Here is an 18,354-nt window from a genome sequence, read left to right on the forward strand (position 1 = left end):
GGAACACAATGAGCGACACTCTTGAACAGGCCGCAGCCGAGCTGAACGAAAAGCTGTCTGGCGCCGGTTTCGATTCCACAGCCAAATTTGCCATCGCCGATATGGGCGCGATCGTGCTGGATGGGTCGGGCGCCCGGGTCAGCGACGAAGAGGCCGATGTGACCCTGTCGGCGGATGCCGATACCTTTCAGCAGATCCTGTCGGGTGAACTGAATCCCACCGGCGCGTTCATGTCCGGCAAGCTGACCATCGACGGCGACATGGGCGTCGCGATGAAACTGGCCTCGGTGCTGGCCTGATGACCCTGACGCCGGCCCCCTTGTTCGAAGATGTGGCCGGCGGCCCCGCCGGTGGCGCGGCCCATTGGATGCAGACCTCGGACGGTCTGCGCATCCGCGCCGGTCACTGGCGCCCCGAGGGCGAAGCGCGTGGCACCGTGCTGATGTTTCCCGGGCGCACCGAATATATCGAAAAATACGGCGATGCGGCGCGGGCCTTTGTGGCGCGCGGCTTTGCCATGCTGACCGTAGACTGGCGCGGTCAGGGTCTGGCCGACAGGCTGCTGGAGGACCGCCGCCTGGGGCATGTGGTGAATTTCACCGACTTCCAGCGCGACGTGGCGGCGGCGGTGGAACTGGCCACCACACTGGAACTGCCGAAGCCCTGGTTCATGGTCGGCCATTCCATGGGCGGCGCCATCGGGCTGCGCGCGGTGATGGAGGGGCTGCCGGTCGCAGCCTGCGCCTTTACCGGGCCGATGTGGGGCATTTTCTTTACCCCGGTGATGAAGCCGCTGAGCTGGATAACCGCCAATCTGGCCCCGGCCATCGGCATGGGGCACAAGCATCCCGCCACCACCACGTTGGAGCCCTATGTGCAGGCGCAGGAATTCCAGGGCAATGCGCTGACCCGCGACCCGGCGATGTACGAGATGATGCGCGATCAGCTGGCCGCGCACCCGGAACTGGCGCTTGGCGCTCCCACCAATATCTGGCTGCGCGAGGCGCTAGCGGAATGCCGCGCACTGGAGAACCGCCCCTCGCCCGACCTGCCCTGCCTGACCTTCCTGGGCTCCCACGAGCAGATCGTCGACCGCAAGGCGGTGCGCGCCCGCATGGCGCGCTGGCCGCGTGGCGAACTGGTCGAGATCCCGGACGGTGAACACGAGGTGCTGATGGAGGCCCCAGAAGTGCGCGACCCGGTCTATGACCGGATGGCCGCCCTGTTCTCGGCACCGGACCGGTTGCAACGCAGCGCCTGACCGCGCGCTGGCAAGCCCGAGAAAATTCGTCGAATTTTCTCGCCGCCTGCCGCAAGCGCACACTCGCGGTCTTGCCGGTTGCGGTGGGCGGCTGCGCTCCTTAAGTGTGGGGCAACAAGCAAAGACGAGGCCCACATGTTTCACCTGCCCTTTCCCCTTCGCGACGCCAATGCCGGTTCCGGTTCCAAGGATCTCGGCAATCTGCCCGAATGGGACCTGAGCGATCTTTATACCGGCGAGGACGCGCCGGAGCTGAAGCGCGACCTCGACTGGCTGGAAACCGAATGCGCCGCATTCGCCGCCGATTACGAGGGTAAGCTGGCCGATCTGGATGCGGGCGCCCTGCTGACCTGCGTGCAGCGCAACGAGAAGATCAGCGCCATCGCGGGCCGCATCATGTCCTTTGCGGGCCTGCGCTATTACCAGCTGACCATCGATGGGGGCCGGGCCAAGTTCATGTCCGACTGCCAGGAAAAGATCACCAATTTCACCACGCCGCTGGTCTTCTTCACCCTGGAACTGAACCGGATCGAGGATGACGCTCTGGCCGCCCGCTTTCCAGAAAACGAAGAATTGGCCCGCTATGCGCCCGTGTTCCGCCGCATCCGTGCAATGAAACCCTATCAGCTGAGCGATGAACTGGAACGCTTCCTGCACGATCTGGGCGTGGTGGGCGACGCCTGGGAGCGGCTGTTCGACGAGACCATCGCCGGGCTCACCTTTGACATCGACGGCGAAGAGCTGAACATCGAGGGCACGCTGAACCTGCTGACCGAACAGGACCGGAGCAAGCGCGAGGCCGCCGCCCACGAACTGGCGCGCGTCTTTGGCGAGAACATCAAGACCTTCGCCCGCGTCCACAACACCGCCGCCAAGGAAAAGGAAGTGATCGACCGCTGGCGCAAGATGCCCAGCGCCCAGACCGGCCGTCATCTGTCCAACGACGTCGAACCCGAGGTGGTCGAGGCCCTGCGCGAGGCGGTGGTTGCCGCCTATCCCAAGCTGAGCCACCGCTATTACGAGTTGAAACGCAAATGGTTGGGGCTGGACCGCATGCAGGTCTGGGACCGCAACGCGCCGCTGCCGATGGAAGACACCCGCACCATCCCCTGGGCCCAGGCCGAGCGCATGGTGATGGAGGCCTATGACGCCTTTGACCCGCGCATGGGCGAGATCGCCGCGCCCTTCTTCTCCAAGGGGTGGATCGACGCGGGCGTGAAACCCGGCAAGGCGCCGGGTGCCTTTGCCCATCCCACCGTGACCGAGGTGCACCCCTATGTGATGCTCAACTATCTGGGCAAGCCGCGCGATGTGATGACGCTGGCGCATGAGCTGGGTCATGGCGTGCATCAGGTGCTGGCCGCCGGTCAGGGCGAAATGCTCTCCTCGACCCCGCTGACGCTCGCCGAGACCGCAAGCGTGTTTGGCGAGATGCTGACCTTCCGCAAGATGCTGGAAAAGGCCGAGACCCAGGAACAGCGCAAGGTGCTGCTGGCGGGCAAGGTCGAGGACATGATCAACACGGTGGTGCGCCAGATCGCGTTTTATGACTTTGAATGCAAGCTGCACGCCGCCCGCCGTCAGGGGGAACTCACGCCCGAGGATATCGGCGCGTTGTGGATGAGCGTGCAGGGCGAAAGCCTTGGGCCTGCATTCGACTTCATGGAAGGCTATGAAAGCTTCTGGGCCTATATCCCGCATTTCGTGCACTCGCCCTTTTACGTCTATGCCTATGCATTCGGCGACGGGCTGGTGAACGCGCTCTACTCGGTCTACGCCGAGGGCGCCGAAGGGTTCGAAGAAAAGTATTTCGACATGCTGAAGGCGGGCGGTTCCAAGCACCACAAAGAGCTTCTGGCGCCCTTTGGCCTGGATGCCAGCGACCCAAAATTCTGGGACAAGGGCCTGAGCATGATCTCGGACATGATCGACGAGCTGGAAGCGATGGAGGGCTGATGCCCAGCCCGCGCCACAGGGAGAAGATGCCTGTGGTGCGGCTCAGAACAGACGAAGCCCGCAAGACAAAGCCCTGCCAAAACCGCAAAGGTTTTGGTGAGGGGTTTTGTCCCCATCAATAGCTTGATTGTGGGTGGCTTATCATCCGGTGACAAGAGCGACCGATTCCGAGCGCCACCTCAATCATCGTAGCGCTATCGTTTGCCGCAGAGGTGGTGGGGCCTGACAATACTCAGAACGGCCCCCACCCTTTTCGTCGCCGTTACAAACTATCGAGAAAGTATACGCACATGACTCAAGTTTAGAATCGCACGATTCGACAAAAGTTTCTGCGCTCCAGTGAAAGAAATAAAGTGGATAGTGCTTCCCCCTCATCACACACTTGTCGATTTCAAATTTTGGAACGATGTATTGCCCAACCCTAAGCTGAATTTCTCTGGGAAGAGTCGCACACCAAGCTTCTAGCATCGCTGCGGATTGTTTTCTCAAATGCTCTGTAACGCCCCTGATGGCGAATTGTCTTTTTCCAGATTCATTAATTGACTTTAAGATATTGGAGATAATCACGTCCTGATCGGCGGCCGCCGCCTGCTCTTTGTACTCCATCAACTTCAGCTTGCGACTGATTTGCTGAGTATCCACGTAAAAATTTCCGCCGGCATACCTGGTGTACCCATTTCCCGAAGGTGCGAAAAATGCGATGGCGTATTCAGGTGACTCCGGAGACCTAATCGGCTGACCGAACCATCCGCACATTGTTCTCGATTTGACCCATGCTTCGTTTACAGGGCCAAAGAGCAAATGTTTTGATGTCACGATTTCCTTCGGTAGCGGAGCCTCTGTCACGACTAGAATATATTGCCGACTCCATATGCGTCCGCCTTTGCAGCTTTCTGGCGAATTTGTTATCTCAATGCCGTCACCACTGAACAATACATCCCGATCTTCGCTCGGCTTAATGTTGCTTGGCCAATCTTTGTAGTCTGCGGAAATCGCTGGTGTCGAAGCAATGCCGATGCAAGAAAATGTCAGAACAATAAAAAATAAAATATTCTCTAGTAGTCTTCTCATTGCTAACCTTCTCCGATCAGGCTGTCGTAGATGGAAGTGTCGTCCCAGTAGGTCTTCGGATCAAGCACTTTTGGAAATTGTGCTTTTATCCGTCCAGATTCATTGGCAGTCGAGGCATAGTTTCACCCCCGGGATCGCCTTTCGGCGCGGTTCGGGGATTTCCTCCTCGCATTCGGCGCAATGGGTCAGGCTTTCGCCCACCGGCGTCTTGCGCGCCTTCAGCCGCGCCAGCTCGTCGGAAATCGACGCCTCGATCTGTTCGCTCACCGCGCCGACGCGGGCCCAGCCTCCGGCCATGATCGCTCCTCCCTTGGGACCATCATCCTAGCGCGGCCACGTGACGATGCAACTCTGCCCGGCTAGACGCAGGGTCAGTCTTTGCCCTGACATATTCGACGCTTAGGCTGGCGCCAGATCGCATCAGGGAGAGTTGATCATGCGGAAGGTTCTGAAATGGGCGGTGCGACTGCTGGTGCTGGCGGCGATTGCCGGGGCGGTCGTGTTCTTCGGCTTTCTGCCTGCATATGTCGAGGACACGTCCAACAACGTGATCGACCATGCCCCCTATCCGGTGAGCGACCGCGCCGCCGCCCTGCACAGGAACCTGATCGTGGGCGACTGGCATGCCGATCCGCTGCTCTGGAGCCGCGATCTGAGCCAGCGCGGCACCCGCGGCCAGGTCGATGTTCCTCGCCTGATCGAGGGCAACGTGGCGCTACAAGTGTTTACCGCAGTTACCAAATCGCCCGCCGGGCAGAACTATGACAGCAACTCGGCCGAGGCGTTCGACAACATCACCCTGCTGGCGGTGGGCCAACTCTGGCCGCTGCGCACCTGGACCAGCCTGCGCGAACGGGCGATCTGGCAGGCGGAAAAACTGCACAAGGTCGAGGCCGCCGCCGGTGGCCGCCTCAAGATCATCAAGACCGCCGCCGATCTGGAAGAAGTGCTCGCCGCCAAGGCGCGCGGCGAGGCGGTGGTGGGCGGCATCCTGGGGATCGAGGGCGCGCATCCGCTCGAGGGTGATCTGGCCAATCTCGACCCGATCTTTGACGCCGGGCACCGGGTCTATGGGCTGCAACATTTCTTCGACAACGAGCTGGGCGGCTCGCTGCATGGCGAGGCCGATACCGGCCTGACCGAATTCGGCCGCGCCGTAGTGGCCGAACTGGCCCGCCGTCCGGTGGTGATCGACCTGGCCCATTCCAGCCAGCAGGTGGCGCGCGACGTGCTGGCGATGACCGACATGCCGCTGGTGGTCAGCCATGGCGGGCTGCACGGCCATTGCCCGGTCAAACGCAACTATCCCGACGAGCTGATGCGCGAGATTGCCGCCACCGGCGGGGTGATCGGCATGGGCTACTGGGCCGAGGTCGCCTGTGACGACATCACCCCCACCGGTATCGCCAAAATGATCGTCAAGGCGATCGAGACAGTGGGCGCCGATCATGTCTCGCTGGGCTCCGACTATGACGGTTCGGTGGAAACCGCCTTTGACACCTCGGAACTGGCCGCGCTCACCTCCGCCCTTCTGGATGCGGGCGTGAGCGAGGATCAGATCCGCAAGGTGATGGGCGACAACATGGTCCGCGTCCTGCGCGCCCGGCTGCGGTAATTCCTGACGGGCGCGCGGGCCCGGTCGCCGCAGCGCATGGCGATCTCGCGCCTTCTTTGAAATGCGCGCAACAAGAAGGGCCCCGCCGGGCCCCTCTCTTCATTCCGCCATAAATACTCACCCGCAGGCCGGTCAGGCCGGGATCAGCATGCCCTTTTCGCGGGCCAGCTCGCGCATGCGCTTTTGCAGCTTTTCAAAGGCGCGCACCTCGATCTGACGGATACGTTCGCGGCTGACATTGTATTGCGCGCTCAGATCCTCCAGCGTCACGGTCTGGTCCATCAGCCGCCGCTGGGTCAGCACGTCCTTTTCACGCTCGTTCAGCACATCCAGCGCCGAGGCCAGCAATTCGCGCCGCGCCTCCAGCTCGTCGCGCGCCTCGTAATCGGCGGCCTGGTCGGCGTCTTCGTCCTCCAGCCAGTCCTGCCATTGCATCGTGCCCTCGCCTTCGGATCCGACGGTGGCATTCAGCGAGGCATCGCCGCCGGACATGCGCCGGTTCATGCTGATCACGTCATCCTCGCTCACACCCAGGTCATGGGCGATGCGGGCGACGTTCTCGGGGCGCAGATCGCCCTCTTCCAGTGCGCCGATACGGGCCTTGGCCTTGCGCAGGTTGAAGAACAGCTTTTTCTGCGCACTGGTGGTGCCCAGTTTCACCAGCGACCACGAGCGCAGGATATACTCCTGGATCGCGGCGCGGATCCACCACATGGCATAGGTCGCCAGGCGGAACCCCTTTTCGGGGTCGAACCGTTTCACCGCCTGCATCAGGCCTACGTTCGCCTCGGAAATCACCTCGGCCTGGGGCAGGCCATAGCCGCGATAGCCCATGGCGATCTTGGCGGCCAGACGCAGATGGCTGGTGACCATCTTGTGGGCGGACTCGGCATCCTGTTCCTCGACCCAGCGCTTGGCCAGCATGTATTCCTCTTCCGGCTCCAGCAGCGGGAACTTGCGGATTTCCTGCATATAGCGGTTCAGACCGCCTTCGGGCGTGGGGGCCGGCAGGGTGGTGTAATTCGCCATGATCAATGTCCCTCCCAAATGTTTAAGGACTTAACATAGGATATGGGTCGCCTATTTTGCCCATTCAAGGGTCAAGGGCTACGATACCGAAATTAAGCTTCGATTAAGAAAATGTGAGACCTCGCCCATCACCTTGCCGTGCAAAGTGTTTCAGCTCCGCCGCAGCACTTCAAGCAGCCTTTCAAGATCATCCGGCAAAGGTGCGGAAAAATTCAATTTTTCACCACTCAACGGGTGCTCAAACCCTAGCACGGCGGCATGCAGCGCCTGGCGCGGAAAGGCGCCGATGGCCTCGACCGCTTCGGGTGACAGCGCGCGTGGGGACAGTTTGCGCCGCCCGCCATAGACCGGATCGCCCAGCAGCCCGTGTCCGGCATGGGCCATATGGACCCGAATCTGATGGGTCCGCCCGGTTTCCAGCCAGCAGTCGATCAGCGACACGGCAGCGGGCTGCCCAAAGCTCTCGACCACACGCGCCCGCGTCACAGCGTGGCGACCGCCATGGAACACGACCGCCTGCCTCTGGCGGTCGGTCGGGTGACGAGTCAGCTGCGTGGTCAGGCGCAGGATGTTGCCCGGTTCGAAGCTGGCGCCCTTGACGCCGCGCAGGCGCGGATCGCTGCCATCGGGCACCCCGTAGCACAGCGCGGTGTAATGCCGCTCGGCGCTGTGGGCGGCAAACTGCGCGGCCAGACCGTGATGGGCGGCATCGCTCTTGGCCACCACCAGAAGGCCGCTCGTGTCCTTGTCGATCCGGTGCACGATACCGGGCCGTTTCACCCCACCCACCCCCGACAGGTTGTCACCGCAATGGGCCAGCAACGCATTGACCAGCGTGCCCGAGGGCGTGCCCGGCGCCGGGTGCACCACCATGCCGGCGGGCTTGTCGATCACGATCAGGTCGTCATCCTCATAGACCACCACCAGCGGGATCGCCTCGGGCGCGATATGGCTTTCCTCGGCTTCGGTCAGGGTGATCGCCACCTGCGCGCCCTCGGCGACGCGCGCCTTGGGGTCGGTGACCACCTGCCCGTCGATACTGACCGCACCCTCGGCGATCAGACGCGCCAACCGGGTGCGCGACAGCGCCGCCTCCTCTGGCACATCCCGCGAAAGCGCCTTATCAAGGCGGGGCGGCGGTGCCGCCGAGATGACAAATTCCAGCCTGGCCTTATCCATGACCGCCCCTTCCGATCCCGAGATACCGCAGGAAACCCCGCAACTGAAACTGCTGCGGCGCATGGTCATGGCATTGACCGCGGTGATGATTGGCGGGGTTCTAGTGACATTCGCGCTGATTGTCATCCGTCTGAGCGACCGAACCCCCACCCTGCCCGATCAGGTCGAGCTTCCCGACGGCGCCCGCGCCGTGGCGGTCACCATCGGCAGCAACTGGTTCGCCGTGGTCACCGAGGACGAGCGCATCCTGATCTTTGACAAGACCACCGGCAAGCTGCGCCAGACGGTCACGACGAACTGACGCCAGGTCACCTGAAATACCTATACTTTTGTATAAAAGCCTATACCCCTGCACGCCGACACGTGCCGCGGCCTGTGCTAGTGTAAAGCTCAGGTGACATCCACCACTCACTCACGGACGGGTTCGAGGCGGAGGGGGTATCCCTTCGAACCCGCCCGACACAAAGGCCAGGTCAAAACCGGCGCAGACCGGTGAGATGGCGCGGTCGAGACGGCGCAAGACCGTACAACGCGACAATGCCGGGCGGCACCCTCCACAGGGCGGGTGCCGCTGGCATGGCCCGCTCGACCAGCAGAAAGACAGCCACCAGCACCATTGCCGCGCCATGTCCGCCCTGCACCGCAAGGGGCACCAGCATCCATGGCCAGCACGCGCCCAGGCAGGCGCCGCCATGCGCCAGCCCGTAATCCAGCGCGGCGCGGGCCGCACGGATTCGCCCCGCGGGCAGCCAACGCATCCGGTGACAGCGGTTGCGTGCCGCCTGCGCTGTGGGTGAAGCGCTCCAGATCAGCGCCGCGCCCAGCAAGAGTGGCAAGGCCGCCGGGCCGCTGGCCAGTAGCAGCGCCAGCGGCAACAGCACCAGCCCCGCCAAGCTCCAGACCGCCAGATAGGCCAACGCAAAAGGCGCAACCGCTGCCCAGCGCCCGGCATGTGCGGTGGTCTGCCACAGATGCGCCAGCGGCGCCGAGACCAGCGGCGGCATCATCGCCAGCACCATCAGAACCCACCCCCCGGCCAACAGCCCCGGCGCGGGCAGCAGCAACGCCCGCGCCGCGGGATCGGCGAGCAGGGCCAGCGACAGCCGACCACACAGCTCGACCAGCCCATGCCCGGCGGGCAGCAAGAGCGACATGCCCAGCGCGGTTACGGCCAGAGCCAGCAGCCAGGGCATCGGCCCCAACCGCAGATGCGCCGCGACAGCACGCAATGGCACGGGAATCATCCCATTTCCTGCCTGTAAAGGCTGACCCGCTCGACCGTGATCTCTGTTTCGGGTGCTCCGGGCTGACTCAACTCGACCGACAGCCGCTCCAGCGCGCCGGGGGCCGCCATCTGTATCTCGCGCGCGAGGTCAGTGATGTCGATGGCCAACGACAGGCCGTTGCCCGCGTGCACGCCCTCGGTGGAACTGGCCTTGCCCAACCCGAACAGCGCCACGGTATCGGCCAGCCGCAGCCCGCCGCCCTCGCCCGGCAACCGCAGATGCACTTGCAGCACACCGGCCGCCGCCGCTCCGCGCACCCCTTCGAGGTTGAGGTAAAGACGCGGCTCGGGCCCCAGGCCCGGCGGCGCGGCAAACTCGGTCGCGGCCCTGGCCGGGATGGCGATCTCGGTCGCGGCCGGGGTGGCCGCCACCGTCAGCGGCGCAGAGTTCGAGCCCAGAAGCGCCGAGCCACCCGCCTGTCTGGACGTGATCATCGCTCCCTCCGTCACCGGGCCACCGGCCACCGCCTGGGCAATACCGGTGCCATCATGCAGGCTATCATAAACGGGGGCCAGCGGGCCACCGGGCAGGGTCTGGCCGGGCAGGAACACATCGCCGCCGCCTGCCGGGTTCGGCATCAGGAACTGGCGCGGAAACGGCCCGTTCGACCAGGCGCCGCTTGCCTCTTGCTGGTTGGCCGGGTTGCTCATCCACGCCGCCCAGAACCGGTCGATATTGCAATGATGCATCCAGAAGATCGGGTCGAGCGCGGCATAATCCGGGTCGCTCATCCAACCCGCCACCGGTTGCACCCCGCCCACCATCACGTGGACACGGTTATGCGGATCGCCCTCGACCGCGCCGGTCAGGCTGCCCTGCTGGGCAAAACCGCTGATCGCGCCGCCATAACCCTCGGTCCCCGGCGCGGCGGTAAAGGGCAGGCTGCGGGTTTGCGCCGACAGGCTGATATCGCCCGGAAACCAGGGCCGCGGCCCCAGCACCTGCATGCCATTGCGGCGCACCTGTGACAGCGGGTTGGCGCTGCCATCTGGCAGGGTCGGGTCAAGAAATTCCTGCGGAATCGCCCGGCCGTTCGGATTGCTGTCCGAAAGATAGTTCCAATAGGGCAGCGCCCAATCCTGCGGGCCGCCGGGCTGGGCCGATATCCAGGCATCCAGAATGGCCTCGAACGCGGCCAGATAGCCCCGATGCCAGGGCAGAAAGAACCAGCCCGCATGCTGGCACTGGTTGAAGATCAGGTCCTGCTCGCCCTGCGGCGGCAGCGAGCCGGCCGAAGGCACGATGCCCTGTTGCACCCAGCCGGGAATGTCGATGCCGTGAATGGCGGCCAGATACCACCAGCTGGTGCGGTCGGCGGGTGCCCGCCCCTGCAATGCGCGCACCGCGCGGGCGTACCAGAGCATCTCGTCGGACCAGGGTCCGTTCAGTTTGGCGATGTCCTTGCGCGTTCCGGCCATATCTGTGCCTCCGTCTGCTGAAAAGTGAGTATTCAAAGTGCGGTGTTCCGGCGGGATAGAGCCGGGGACGATATCAATGTCGAAATGCTACCACAGGTTGCCGGGATTCTCACCTGTTGCGTTTCGCCCGGTTGCGACCGCACCGATCCCGATTTTGTCACTGGTCTTGGCGTGCAACCGCCCCTAGCGTGCCGGTATGACTCACCCGGTTCACGACAGCGCCTATTCCTGGTTCCGCCTGCTGATCACCCTGGCCATCGCCACGGTGGCCAATGTGGGCATGTGGGCGGTGATCGTGGTGATGCCCGCGGTCGAGACCGAGTTCGGTGCCGGGCGGGCCGAGGCCTCGATGCCCTATACGCTGACCATGATCGGCTTTGCGCTGGGCAATCTGTGGCTGGGCCGGCTGGTGGACCGGCTGGGCGTGACCTGGGCGCTGATCGGGGCGGCGCTGCTCAGCGCGCTCAGCTATCTGCTGGCCACGCTGGCGCCCACGATCCTGTGGCTCTCGGCGGCGCATCTGTTGCTGGGGCTGGGCACGGCAGTCGGCTTCGGGCCGCTGATCGCCGATATCTCGCACTGGTTCCTGCGCCGGCGCGGCATCGCCGTGGCGCTGGTGGCCAGCGGCAACTACCTGTCGGGCGCGGTCTGGCCCACCCTGCTGGCCGATGTGCTGGCCGAACGGGGCTGGCAGGCGGTCTATCTGACGCTTGCCGTGGTGACGCTGGTCGCGGTGATCCCGCTGTCGCTGGTCCTGCGCCGCCGCCTTCCCGAAGAGGCGCATGGCACCGCCGCCGCCACCGCCCAGCTGAACGCGCGCAGCGCCGGGCTGAGCCCGCGCGCGCTGCAATACCTGCTGGGCATTGCCGGCATCGGCTGTTGTGTGGCGATGTCGATGCCCCAGGTCCATATCGTCGCCTATTGCGTCGGGCTGGGATACGGCCCGGCGGTGGGGGCCGAGATGCTGTCGCTGATGCTCTTGGGTGGTGTGGTCAGCCGGGTGATTTCGGGCCTGGTCGCCGACCGGCTGGGCGGGGTGATGACGCTGCTGGCGGGCTCGGTCCTGCAATGCGCGGCATTGTTCCTGTTCCTGCCCTATGACGGGCTGGTGCCGCTCTACGTGGTCAGCACCCTGTTCGGACTGGCCCAGGGGGGCATCGTACCCAGCTATGCGCTGGTGGTGCGCGAATATCTGCCCCCGCGCGAGGCGGGCGCACGCGTGGGTTTCGTGATGATGATGACCATCCTCGGCATGGCCCTGGGCGGCTGGATGTCGGGCTGGATCTACGACGTCACCAGCAGTTACACGTTGGCTTTCGTCAACGGCATCATCTGGAACGGGCTGAACATCGCGATCATCCTGTGGCTCATGCTCCGCTCGCGGCCCCGTGGTCAGGCGGTTCCGGCCTGAAACCGGAACAGAAGGGGCATTTGCACTCGTATCCGACGGCGAATCGTCGGTAAATCGACAGACCAAGGTCCCCTGCCCGGATATCACCCGATCCCATGCGTACAGTCATTTCCTTTGCCGCCCTGTTTCTCTCGGTCATCCTGTTGCAGCTCTCGACCGGTGGCGTTGGCCCGCTGGATGCGATTTCGGGCATCACGCTAGAGTTTTCCAAGGCCCAGATCGGTATGCTGGGCTCGGCGCATTTCTTTGGCTTCTTCATTGGCTGCTGGTGGGCGCCCCGCCTTATGGGGTCGGTCGGGCATTCGCGCGCCTTTGCCGCCTGCACCGCATTGGGGGCGATGGGCCTGATCGGCCATACCCTGACCGAGGATCCCTATGCCTGGGCGGTGATGCGGATCGCGTCAGGTATCTGTGTCGCGGGCTGCTATACGGTGATCGAGGCCTGGCTGAACGCCAAGCTGACCAACGAGATCCGCGGCCGCGCCATGGGCACCTACCGGATCGCGGATTCCGGCGCCTCGCTCTGTGCGCAGCTGATCATCGCGGTGCTGCCACCAGCCCATTATGTCTCGTACAACCTGCTGGCGGTGCTGTGTTGCGCCGCGCTGTTGCCGCTGACCCTGACCAAGGCCAGCCAGCCCGAGACCCCCGATGCCCCGCGCCTGCGCCCTGGCCTGGCCTGGTTCTGTTCGCCACTGGCGGTGGCCGGGGTGATCGTTTCGGCGGTCAGCTCTGCCTCGTTCCGCATGGTTGGGCCGCTTTATGGCCAAGAAGTGGGGCTGGCGGTGAATCAGATCGCGTTTTTCCTGGCCGCCTTTGTGCTGGGCGGGGTTGCCGCGCAATATCCCATTGGCTGGCTGGCCGACAAATACGACCGCCGCTGGGTGTTGATCTGGATCTCTGTCGCGGCGATGGGGTCCTGTGCCGTGATTGCGGCGGCGGGCGGCACCGGCACCTTGGGCGTTATGCTGGCGGCCGGGCTGTTCGGCTTTACCTCGTTCCCGATCTTCTCGATCTCGGCGGCGCATGCCAATGACTTTGCCACCTCGGAACAGCGGGTCGAGCTGTCGGCGGCGCTGATGTTCTGGTACGCGCTGGGGGCCATCGCGGCACCCTATCTGGCATCGACCCTGATCGAAGGCTTTGGCCCGCCCGCCCTGTTCGCCCTGATCGCGGTCGCGCATCTGTTCCTGATCGGCTTTGGCCTGACCCGGATGCGGGCCCGCCCCACGCCCGAGGCACGCACCAACTATGTCTTCGCGCCGCGCACCTCGTTCACGATCGGTCGGCTCCAGAAACGTTCGCGTGAAGAGCGCGAGGAACGGTAAGGGCGAAAAGGGGGATTTCTCCCCCTGCGCGGCTGGGTTAAAGGAACCGCAGACGATTTTCGCGGAAGTGGGACAATGGCACGTATTCTGATCACCTCGGCGATCCCTTATATCAACGGGATCAAGCACCTCGGCAATCTGGTGGGCTCGCAGCTGCCCGCCGATCTCTATGCGCGCTACCAGCGTGGCCGGGGCAACGAGGTGATGTTCCTCTGCGCAACCGACGAGCACGGCACCCCCGCCGAACTGGCCGCCGCCAAGGCGGGCAAGCCGGTGGCCGAATATTGCGCCGAGATGCACGAGGTGCAGGCCGATATCGCCCGGCGCTTTGGCCTGAGCTTCGATCATTTCGGGCGCTCGTCCAGCCCGCAGAACCACAAGCTGACCCAGCATTTCGCGGGCAAACTGGCCGAGAACGACCTGATACGCGAAGTGAGCGAGCGGCAGGTCTATTCCAATGCCGATGGCCGGTTCCTGCCCGACCGCTATATCGAGGGCACCTGCCCCAATTGCGGTTACGACAAGGCGCGCGGCGACCAGTGCGAGAACTGCACCAAGCAGCTGGACCCGACCGACCTGATCGAGCCGCGCTCGGCCATCTCCGGTTCCACCGATCTGGAGGTGCGCGAGACCAAGCACCTCTACCTGCGGCAATCGGCGCTCAAGGATCAGCTCGACGCCTGGATCGACTCGAAAACCGACTGGCCGGTGCTGACCACCTCGATCGCCAAGAAATGGCTGCATGACGGCGACGGCTTGCAGGATCGCGGCATCACCCGCGATCTGGACTGGGGCATCCCGGTCAAGAAGGGCGAGCAGGACTGGCCGGGGATGGAGGGCAAGGTCTTCTATGTCTGGTTCGACGCGCCCATCGAATACATCGCCTGCGCCGGCGAATGGGCCGAGGCGCATGGCAAGAGCGACGCGGAATGGGAACGCTGGTGGCGCACCGACAAGGGCGCGGATGACGTGCGCTATGTGCAGTTCATGGGCAAGGACAACGTGCCCTTCCACACGCTGAGCTTTCCGGCCACCCTGATCGGCTCGGGCGAGCCGTGGAAGATGGTCGACCACCTGAAATCTTTCAACTACCTGAATTACGACGGCGGCCAGTTCTCGACCTCGCAGGGCCGTGGCGTGTTCATGGATCAGGCGCTGGAGATCCTGCCCGCCGACTATTGGCGCTGGTGGCTCCTGTCCCATGCGCCGGAAAACAGCGACAGCGAATTCACCTGGGAGAACTTCCAGGCCAGCGTGAACAAGGATCTGGCCGATGTGCTGGGCAATTTCGTCAGCCGCATCACCAAGTTCTGCCGCTCGAAATTCGGCGAGGAGGTGCCCGAGGGTGGCGCATACGGCCCGCAGGAAGAGGCGCTGATCGCGGAACTGACCACCCGGGTGCGCGCCTATGAGGGGCATATGGAGGCGATGGAGGTCCGTAAGTCGGCGCAGGAGCTGCGCGCGATCTGGGCCGCAGGTAACGAATACCTGCAAAGTGCGGCGCCCTGGACCCTGTTCAAGACCGATCCGGTGCAGGCGGCCGCACAAGTGCGGCTGGGTCTCAACCTGATCCGCCTCTATGCGGTGCTCAGCGCGCCCTTTATCCCCGCCGCCTCGGCGCGGATGCTTGAGGCGATGCAGACTGGCGATGACAGCTGGCCCGAGGATATCGCAGCCGCGCTGAACGTGCTGGCGCCGGGTCACGCCTTCACGGTACCCGAGGTCCTGTTCGCCAAGATCAGTGATGAGGATCGCGAGGGCTGGCAACAGCGTTTCTCAGGGGTGCGGAGCTAAACCGCGCACGCTGCTCATTAGTCACGATCCGCCCGGAAACGGGCGGATCGGCACTTGAGGCCATGGGCGGCAATTCCGGCTCAGGCAGTGGCTGCCGCTCCCGCAAGCTCGTGATCGAGGCCGAGAGTGTCGAATAGTCCGATATCGGCAAGCCCGGCAAAAACATCGGGGCCGGATGGTGTCGTCGCAGACGTTTGATTGTCAGCGCCGTTCACGGTGCCTCCAACCTCTGAATTTTGCCCTGGCAACTCCAAAGCAGCCAGCAGATCGTCATTCCCGTCTTCGATCAAGCCGGCCAGCACACTTGGCTCTAACTCAGAGGTTTCTTCCACCTTTCCAAATCCCTGCGGAGAGCCCCCATCAAACACAGGCACGGTGTCATCTGACGGCAACAGGCCGGGTTCCGACACAGCGGACATGTCGACATAGGCTGCAACCGCAGACCCCGAGCTAGCCCCGGCTTCAGGCTCAGCTTGAATAACTCCACCGGCAAACAGCTCTATACGATCACTGGTGGTTTCAACTACCCCGTCCAGATCGAAAATAGCAGTTGCTGTGAAGACATTGATCTCTCCCAACATATCGTCGATCCCGGGAACGTCCTCCAAGGTAACCGTATAGTTCAAACCGTTGCTGGAGACGGCATCGCTGTCTTCATCTGCGATCTCTCCCAGATCCGTTCCGTCAACATAAAGCTCGAGCGAAAAATCGACCAACTGGGCATTAAACAGCGGCGTTTCCGAAAACGCGGTCGCAAGAGCCGATGGGCTGGTGACCGTCGTCGCGCTTCCATCTGAATCGACCTGATTGAGATTCCCCAAATCGACCTGCGGACCGATTGCAAAGGCTTCGATATCAACGGAAACGCTGGCATTCAGTTCCGAAAGCGCCTCTTGCCACTCTTGGTTCGTCGGCACCGGGTTCCCGTCAGTTATGAAATACAGAATGTTGACGCCGTCGCTCTGCGCGACAAAGAAAGCTTTCGACGCGTCAAATGCCGCTTCCCAGTTGGTATTGCCTGCCTGGAAAGGTAGTCCGTCCAATGCGGTGATCAGCGAAGAGTATTGATCAACCAAATCGTAGGTTGCCGACTGCTGAACGCCGCTGCTGTATGATATCAGACTGACATTCACATCCGTAATCGAGTTGTCGAACTGCGACTTCAACTCACTCAGCGCCCCTTCGACGGCCTCCTTCATATCGTTCCAGCCACTCAGGGTAATACTGCCGGAACTATCCATCGCAATGACGAGATTGATGGAATTCGACGAGACAGGAATGACGTTCACAAAAAACGATCCAGGCGGTTCCCCGGGCGTCTCGGGGTTGAATGTGATCGAAACCGGAAGTCCGGTTGGCAGCGTCGATACGTCCTGCTCCACCAGAACGGTAACGGTCGAACTGTCCGTACCGCCATTTCCATCGCTAACAGTATAAGTGAAGCTGTCAACGCCATAGTCAAAATTTGCGTTTGGCGTATAGGTTACCGTTCCCCCGCTAAACGACACGGTACCGTTCGATGCACCGCCGACCGATGTGACCGTCAGCGTATCGCCTTCCTCGTCCTCGTCATTTGCAACGACGTTGATCGTGACCGCTTCGCCCTGGTCGGTTATGCCAAAGTCGGACTTGGCCACCGGATCATCGTTCGCCTCCGCCAAATTCAGTATGACAGTGGCTGTATCCGTCGCACCGACCCCATCGACAACAGTATAGGTAAAGCTGTCCTGCCCGCTAAAGTTCTGGCTGGGCGTATATGTAAAGCTTCCGTTTGAAGCGACCGTAACTGTACCATTCCCTGGCTGTGTGTACGAACTCACCACCAGCGGCGCCGGATTGATGTCGCCGTCGTCCGTGTCGTTGGTCAGCACCGAGCCGGTGATCGGCTGATCTTCGGTCCCGTTGAAAGTGTCGTCATTCGCAACGGGCGGATCGTTCACCGCCTCGACCGTGACGGTTATCGTACCGGTGTCGCTGCCGCCGTTGCCGTCACTCACCGTGTAGGAGATGCTCTCGATACCATTGAAATCAGCGCTCGGCTGATACGTGATGAAATCATCTGTAGTGTCGCCAGGTGTGCCGTTATTCATGACAACGACCGTCCCGCTGCCCGCGGTGCTGACGGAGACAATCTCCAGATCGTCACCGTCCACATCAGACACATTGCTGAAGACATTGATCGCGTTTGCCCCGGAATCCTCGGTCACAGTGGTCGCGAAATTCGTCGCAACGGGTGCGTCGTTCACACCAGTCACCGTTACCGTCACATTGTTCACTGCCGTCGCATCGTGCGAATCCGTTGCCGTGACCTGAATGCTGACCTGCTGCGTCTCCCCAACGGCAAGATCTTGGAAATCGTCGCCTGGGTCGAACGTCAGCATCGTGCCATTGACCGTGGCGCTTCCCTCCGAAGGTTGCCCCGTCACCGCATAGGTCAAGCTGTTTGCGTCATCGTCGCTATCGACATCGTCCCCAAGGGTGGCAAGATTCAGACTAACGGCGCCCCCGTCCTCTGTGGCCAGCAGAGTACCCGCCGCCAGTGTCGGATCATCGTTGACGCCGGTGATAGTCCATATCAGCGTGCCTTCGTTTGACTGCGCACCGTGACTGTCTGTTGCGACCACCGTAGCTGTAGCCTGCGTAGACTCTCCCACAGCCAAATGATCGAAATTACCGGCAATATTGAGCTGCAATCCACCTGTCGTGACCTCGAATGCCGTCGTCGAGAAATTGCTGTACTGGTACGTGAGCGTGCTTGGATCGTCGTCATCGTCGACATCATTGGCGCGATTGTTCAATTGGAAAAAGTCCGGGGCAACTATGCCCGCAAAACCGTCATCCTCAGAATTTGTCTGCACATTGATGGTCGAAGCAACAACCGGTGCGTCGTTCACACCCGTCACCGTCACCGTCACCGTTGCCGTGTCGGCACCGCCATTGCCGTCGCTCACCGTGTAGGTGAACGTGTCGGTCCCGTTGAAATTCGCATCCGGCGTATAGCTCAGC

The 18,354-nt window shown here is 62.7% G+C and carries 14 protein-coding genes and 1 pseudogene; 8 read left to right on the forward strand and 7 right to left on the reverse strand.

Features of this window, described 5'->3' with window-relative positions; all coding sequences use genetic code 11:
- Positions 1–8 precede the first annotated feature (8 nt).
- The 3 genes from AC2FNY_RS14015 to AC2FNY_RS14025 all read left to right on the forward strand — a co-directional run bounded on the left by AC2FNY_RS14015 (position 9) and on the right by AC2FNY_RS14025 (position 3,217).
- Positions 9–299, forward strand: coding sequence for an SCP2 sterol-binding domain-containing protein (locus AC2FNY_RS14015; protein WP_234137890.1), 291 nt, complete (start codon positions 9–11; stop codon positions 297–299).
- Positions 299–1,261 carry an alpha/beta hydrolase gene (locus AC2FNY_RS14020; protein ID WP_496802842.1) on the forward strand — a complete coding sequence of 321 codons (963 nt, stop codon included), beginning with the start codon at positions 299–301 and terminating at the stop codon, positions 1,259–1,261. Before AC2FNY_RS14015 ends, AC2FNY_RS14020 begins: the two co-directional genes overlap by 1 nt.
- 135 nt (positions 1,262–1,396) lie before the next feature.
- Positions 1,397–3,217: a M3 family oligoendopeptidase gene (locus tag AC2FNY_RS14025; RefSeq protein WP_496802843.1), complete on the forward strand. Its 1,821-nt coding sequence runs from the start codon at positions 1,397–1,399 to the stop codon at positions 3,215–3,217.
- A 183-nt stretch (positions 3,218–3,400) separates the two neighbouring features.
- On the opposite strand, the gene AC2FNY_RS14030 is transcribed toward AC2FNY_RS14025, so the two are convergent.
- Positions 3,401–4,288 (reverse strand): hypothetical protein, encoded by an 888-nt coding sequence (locus tag AC2FNY_RS14030; protein ID WP_496802844.1) that lies wholly within the window; start codon positions 4,286–4,288, stop codon positions 3,401–3,403.
- A gap of 102 nt (positions 4,289–4,390) precedes the next feature.
- Positions 4,391–4,585, reverse strand: a pseudogene (locus AC2FNY_RS14035) (TraR/DksA family transcriptional regulator); the annotation flags it as partial.
- A gap of 139 nt (positions 4,586–4,724) precedes the next feature.
- Between AC2FNY_RS14035 and AC2FNY_RS14040 the strand changes: the two are divergent.
- Positions 4,725–5,903 carry a dipeptidase gene (locus tag AC2FNY_RS14040; RefSeq protein ID WP_496802845.1) on the forward strand — a complete coding sequence of 393 codons (1,179 nt, stop codon included), beginning with the start codon at positions 4,725–4,727 and terminating at the stop codon, positions 5,901–5,903.
- Positions 5,904–6,035: 132 nt separating this feature from the next.
- On the opposite strand, the gene rpoH is transcribed toward AC2FNY_RS14040, so the two are convergent.
- Together rpoH and AC2FNY_RS14050 are read right to left on the reverse strand one after the other, a co-directional pair.
- Entirely contained in the window at positions 6,036–6,932 is an 897-nt protein-coding gene (gene rpoH / locus AC2FNY_RS14045) for an RNA polymerase sigma factor RpoH (RefSeq protein WP_234137885.1), read from the reverse strand.
- A gap of 150 nt (positions 6,933–7,082) precedes the next feature.
- A complete protein-coding gene (locus AC2FNY_RS14050; protein WP_496802846.1) occupies positions 7,083–8,111 on the reverse strand; it encodes an RluA family pseudouridine synthase in 1,029 nt (342 codons plus the stop codon).
- Between AC2FNY_RS14050 and AC2FNY_RS14055 the strand changes: the two genes are divergently transcribed.
- Positions 8,110–8,412, forward strand: a complete 303-nt coding sequence (locus AC2FNY_RS14055) for a DUF6476 family protein (protein ID WP_234137883.1) — start codon at positions 8,110–8,112, stop codon at positions 8,410–8,412. The two genes, AC2FNY_RS14050 and AC2FNY_RS14055, sit on opposite strands and share 2 nt — an antisense overlap.
- A gap of 172 nt (positions 8,413–8,584) precedes the next feature.
- On the opposite strand, the gene AC2FNY_RS14060 is transcribed toward AC2FNY_RS14055, so the two are convergent.
- Complete coding sequence (locus tag AC2FNY_RS14060; RefSeq protein ID WP_496802847.1) at positions 8,585–9,346, reverse strand: copper chaperone; 762 nt, start codon at positions 9,344–9,346, stop codon at positions 8,585–8,587.
- Between the two features lie 5 nt (positions 9,347–9,351).
- Entirely contained in the window at positions 9,352–10,815 is a 1,464-nt protein-coding gene (locus AC2FNY_RS14065) for a tyrosinase family protein (protein WP_496802848.1), read from the reverse strand.
- A gap of 196 nt (positions 10,816–11,011) precedes the next feature.
- Between AC2FNY_RS14065 and AC2FNY_RS14070 the strand changes: the two genes are divergently transcribed.
- The 3 genes from AC2FNY_RS14070 to metG all read left to right on the forward strand — a co-directional run bounded on the left by AC2FNY_RS14070 (position 11,012) and on the right by metG (position 15,348).
- Positions 11,012–12,226: an MFS transporter gene (locus AC2FNY_RS14070; RefSeq protein ID WP_234162953.1), complete on the forward strand. Its 1,215-nt coding sequence runs from the start codon at positions 11,012–11,014 to the stop codon at positions 12,224–12,226.
- A 95-nt stretch (positions 12,227–12,321) separates the two neighbouring features.
- The gene (locus tag AC2FNY_RS14075; protein WP_496802849.1) at positions 12,322–13,554 is read left to right on the forward strand and encodes an MFS transporter; all 1,233 of its coding nucleotides are present in this window, start codon (positions 12,322–12,324) and stop codon (positions 13,552–13,554) included.
- 75 nt (positions 13,555–13,629) lie between these two features.
- On the forward strand, positions 13,630–15,348 hold the full coding sequence (gene metG, locus AC2FNY_RS14080; RefSeq protein WP_496802850.1) for a methionine--tRNA ligase: 1,719 nt from the start codon (positions 13,630–13,632) through the stop codon (positions 15,346–15,348).
- An 80-nt stretch (positions 15,349–15,428) separates the two neighbouring features.
- Here the strand turns inward: metG and AC2FNY_RS14085 are convergent.
- Positions 15,429–18,354, reverse strand: a 2,926-nt coding sequence (locus AC2FNY_RS14085; protein ID WP_496802851.1) for an Ig-like domain-containing protein, incomplete at its 5' end; no start/stop codon positions are given.

The organism is Ruegeria sp. BHSC223 (genome assembly GCF_059613025.1).

What these genes read in the sequence shown, in the direction of transcription:
- AC2FNY_RS14015 (WP_234137890.1), top strand. Translation starts at nt 9, where the DNA reads ATGAGCGACACTCTTGAACAGGCCGCAGCCGAGCTGAACGAAAAGCTG.
- AC2FNY_RS14020 (WP_496802842.1), top strand. Translation starts at nt 299, where the DNA reads ATGACCCTGACGCCGGCCCCCTTGTTCGAAGATGTGGCCGGCGGCCCC.
- AC2FNY_RS14025 (WP_496802843.1), top strand. Translation starts at nt 1,397, where the DNA reads ATGTTTCACCTGCCCTTTCCCCTTCGCGACGCCAATGCCGGTTCCGGT.
- AC2FNY_RS14030 (WP_496802844.1), bottom strand. Translation starts at nt 4,288, where the DNA reads ATGAGAAGACTACTAGAGAATATTTTATTTTTTATTGTTCTGACATTT.
- AC2FNY_RS14040 (WP_496802845.1), top strand. Translation starts at nt 4,725, where the DNA reads ATGCGGAAGGTTCTGAAATGGGCGGTGCGACTGCTGGTGCTGGCGGCG.
- rpoH (WP_234137885.1), bottom strand. Translation starts at nt 6,932, where the DNA reads ATGGCGAATTACACCACCCTGCCGGCCCCCACGCCCGAAGGCGGTCTG.
- AC2FNY_RS14055 (WP_234137883.1), top strand. Translation starts at nt 8,110, where the DNA reads ATGACCGCCCCTTCCGATCCCGAGATACCGCAGGAAACCCCGCAACTG.
- AC2FNY_RS14050 (WP_496802846.1), bottom strand. Translation starts at nt 8,111, where the DNA reads ATGGATAAGGCCAGGCTGGAATTTGTCATCTCGGCGGCACCGCCGCCC.
- AC2FNY_RS14065 (WP_496802848.1), bottom strand. Translation starts at nt 10,815, where the DNA reads ATGGCCGGAACGCGCAAGGACATCGCCAAACTGAACGGACCCTGGTCC.
- AC2FNY_RS14070 (WP_234162953.1), top strand. Translation starts at nt 11,012, where the DNA reads ATGACTCACCCGGTTCACGACAGCGCCTATTCCTGGTTCCGCCTGCTG.
- AC2FNY_RS14075 (WP_496802849.1), top strand. Translation starts at nt 12,322, where the DNA reads ATGCGTACAGTCATTTCCTTTGCCGCCCTGTTTCTCTCGGTCATCCTG.
- metG (WP_496802850.1), top strand. Translation starts at nt 13,630, where the DNA reads ATGGCACGTATTCTGATCACCTCGGCGATCCCTTATATCAACGGGATC.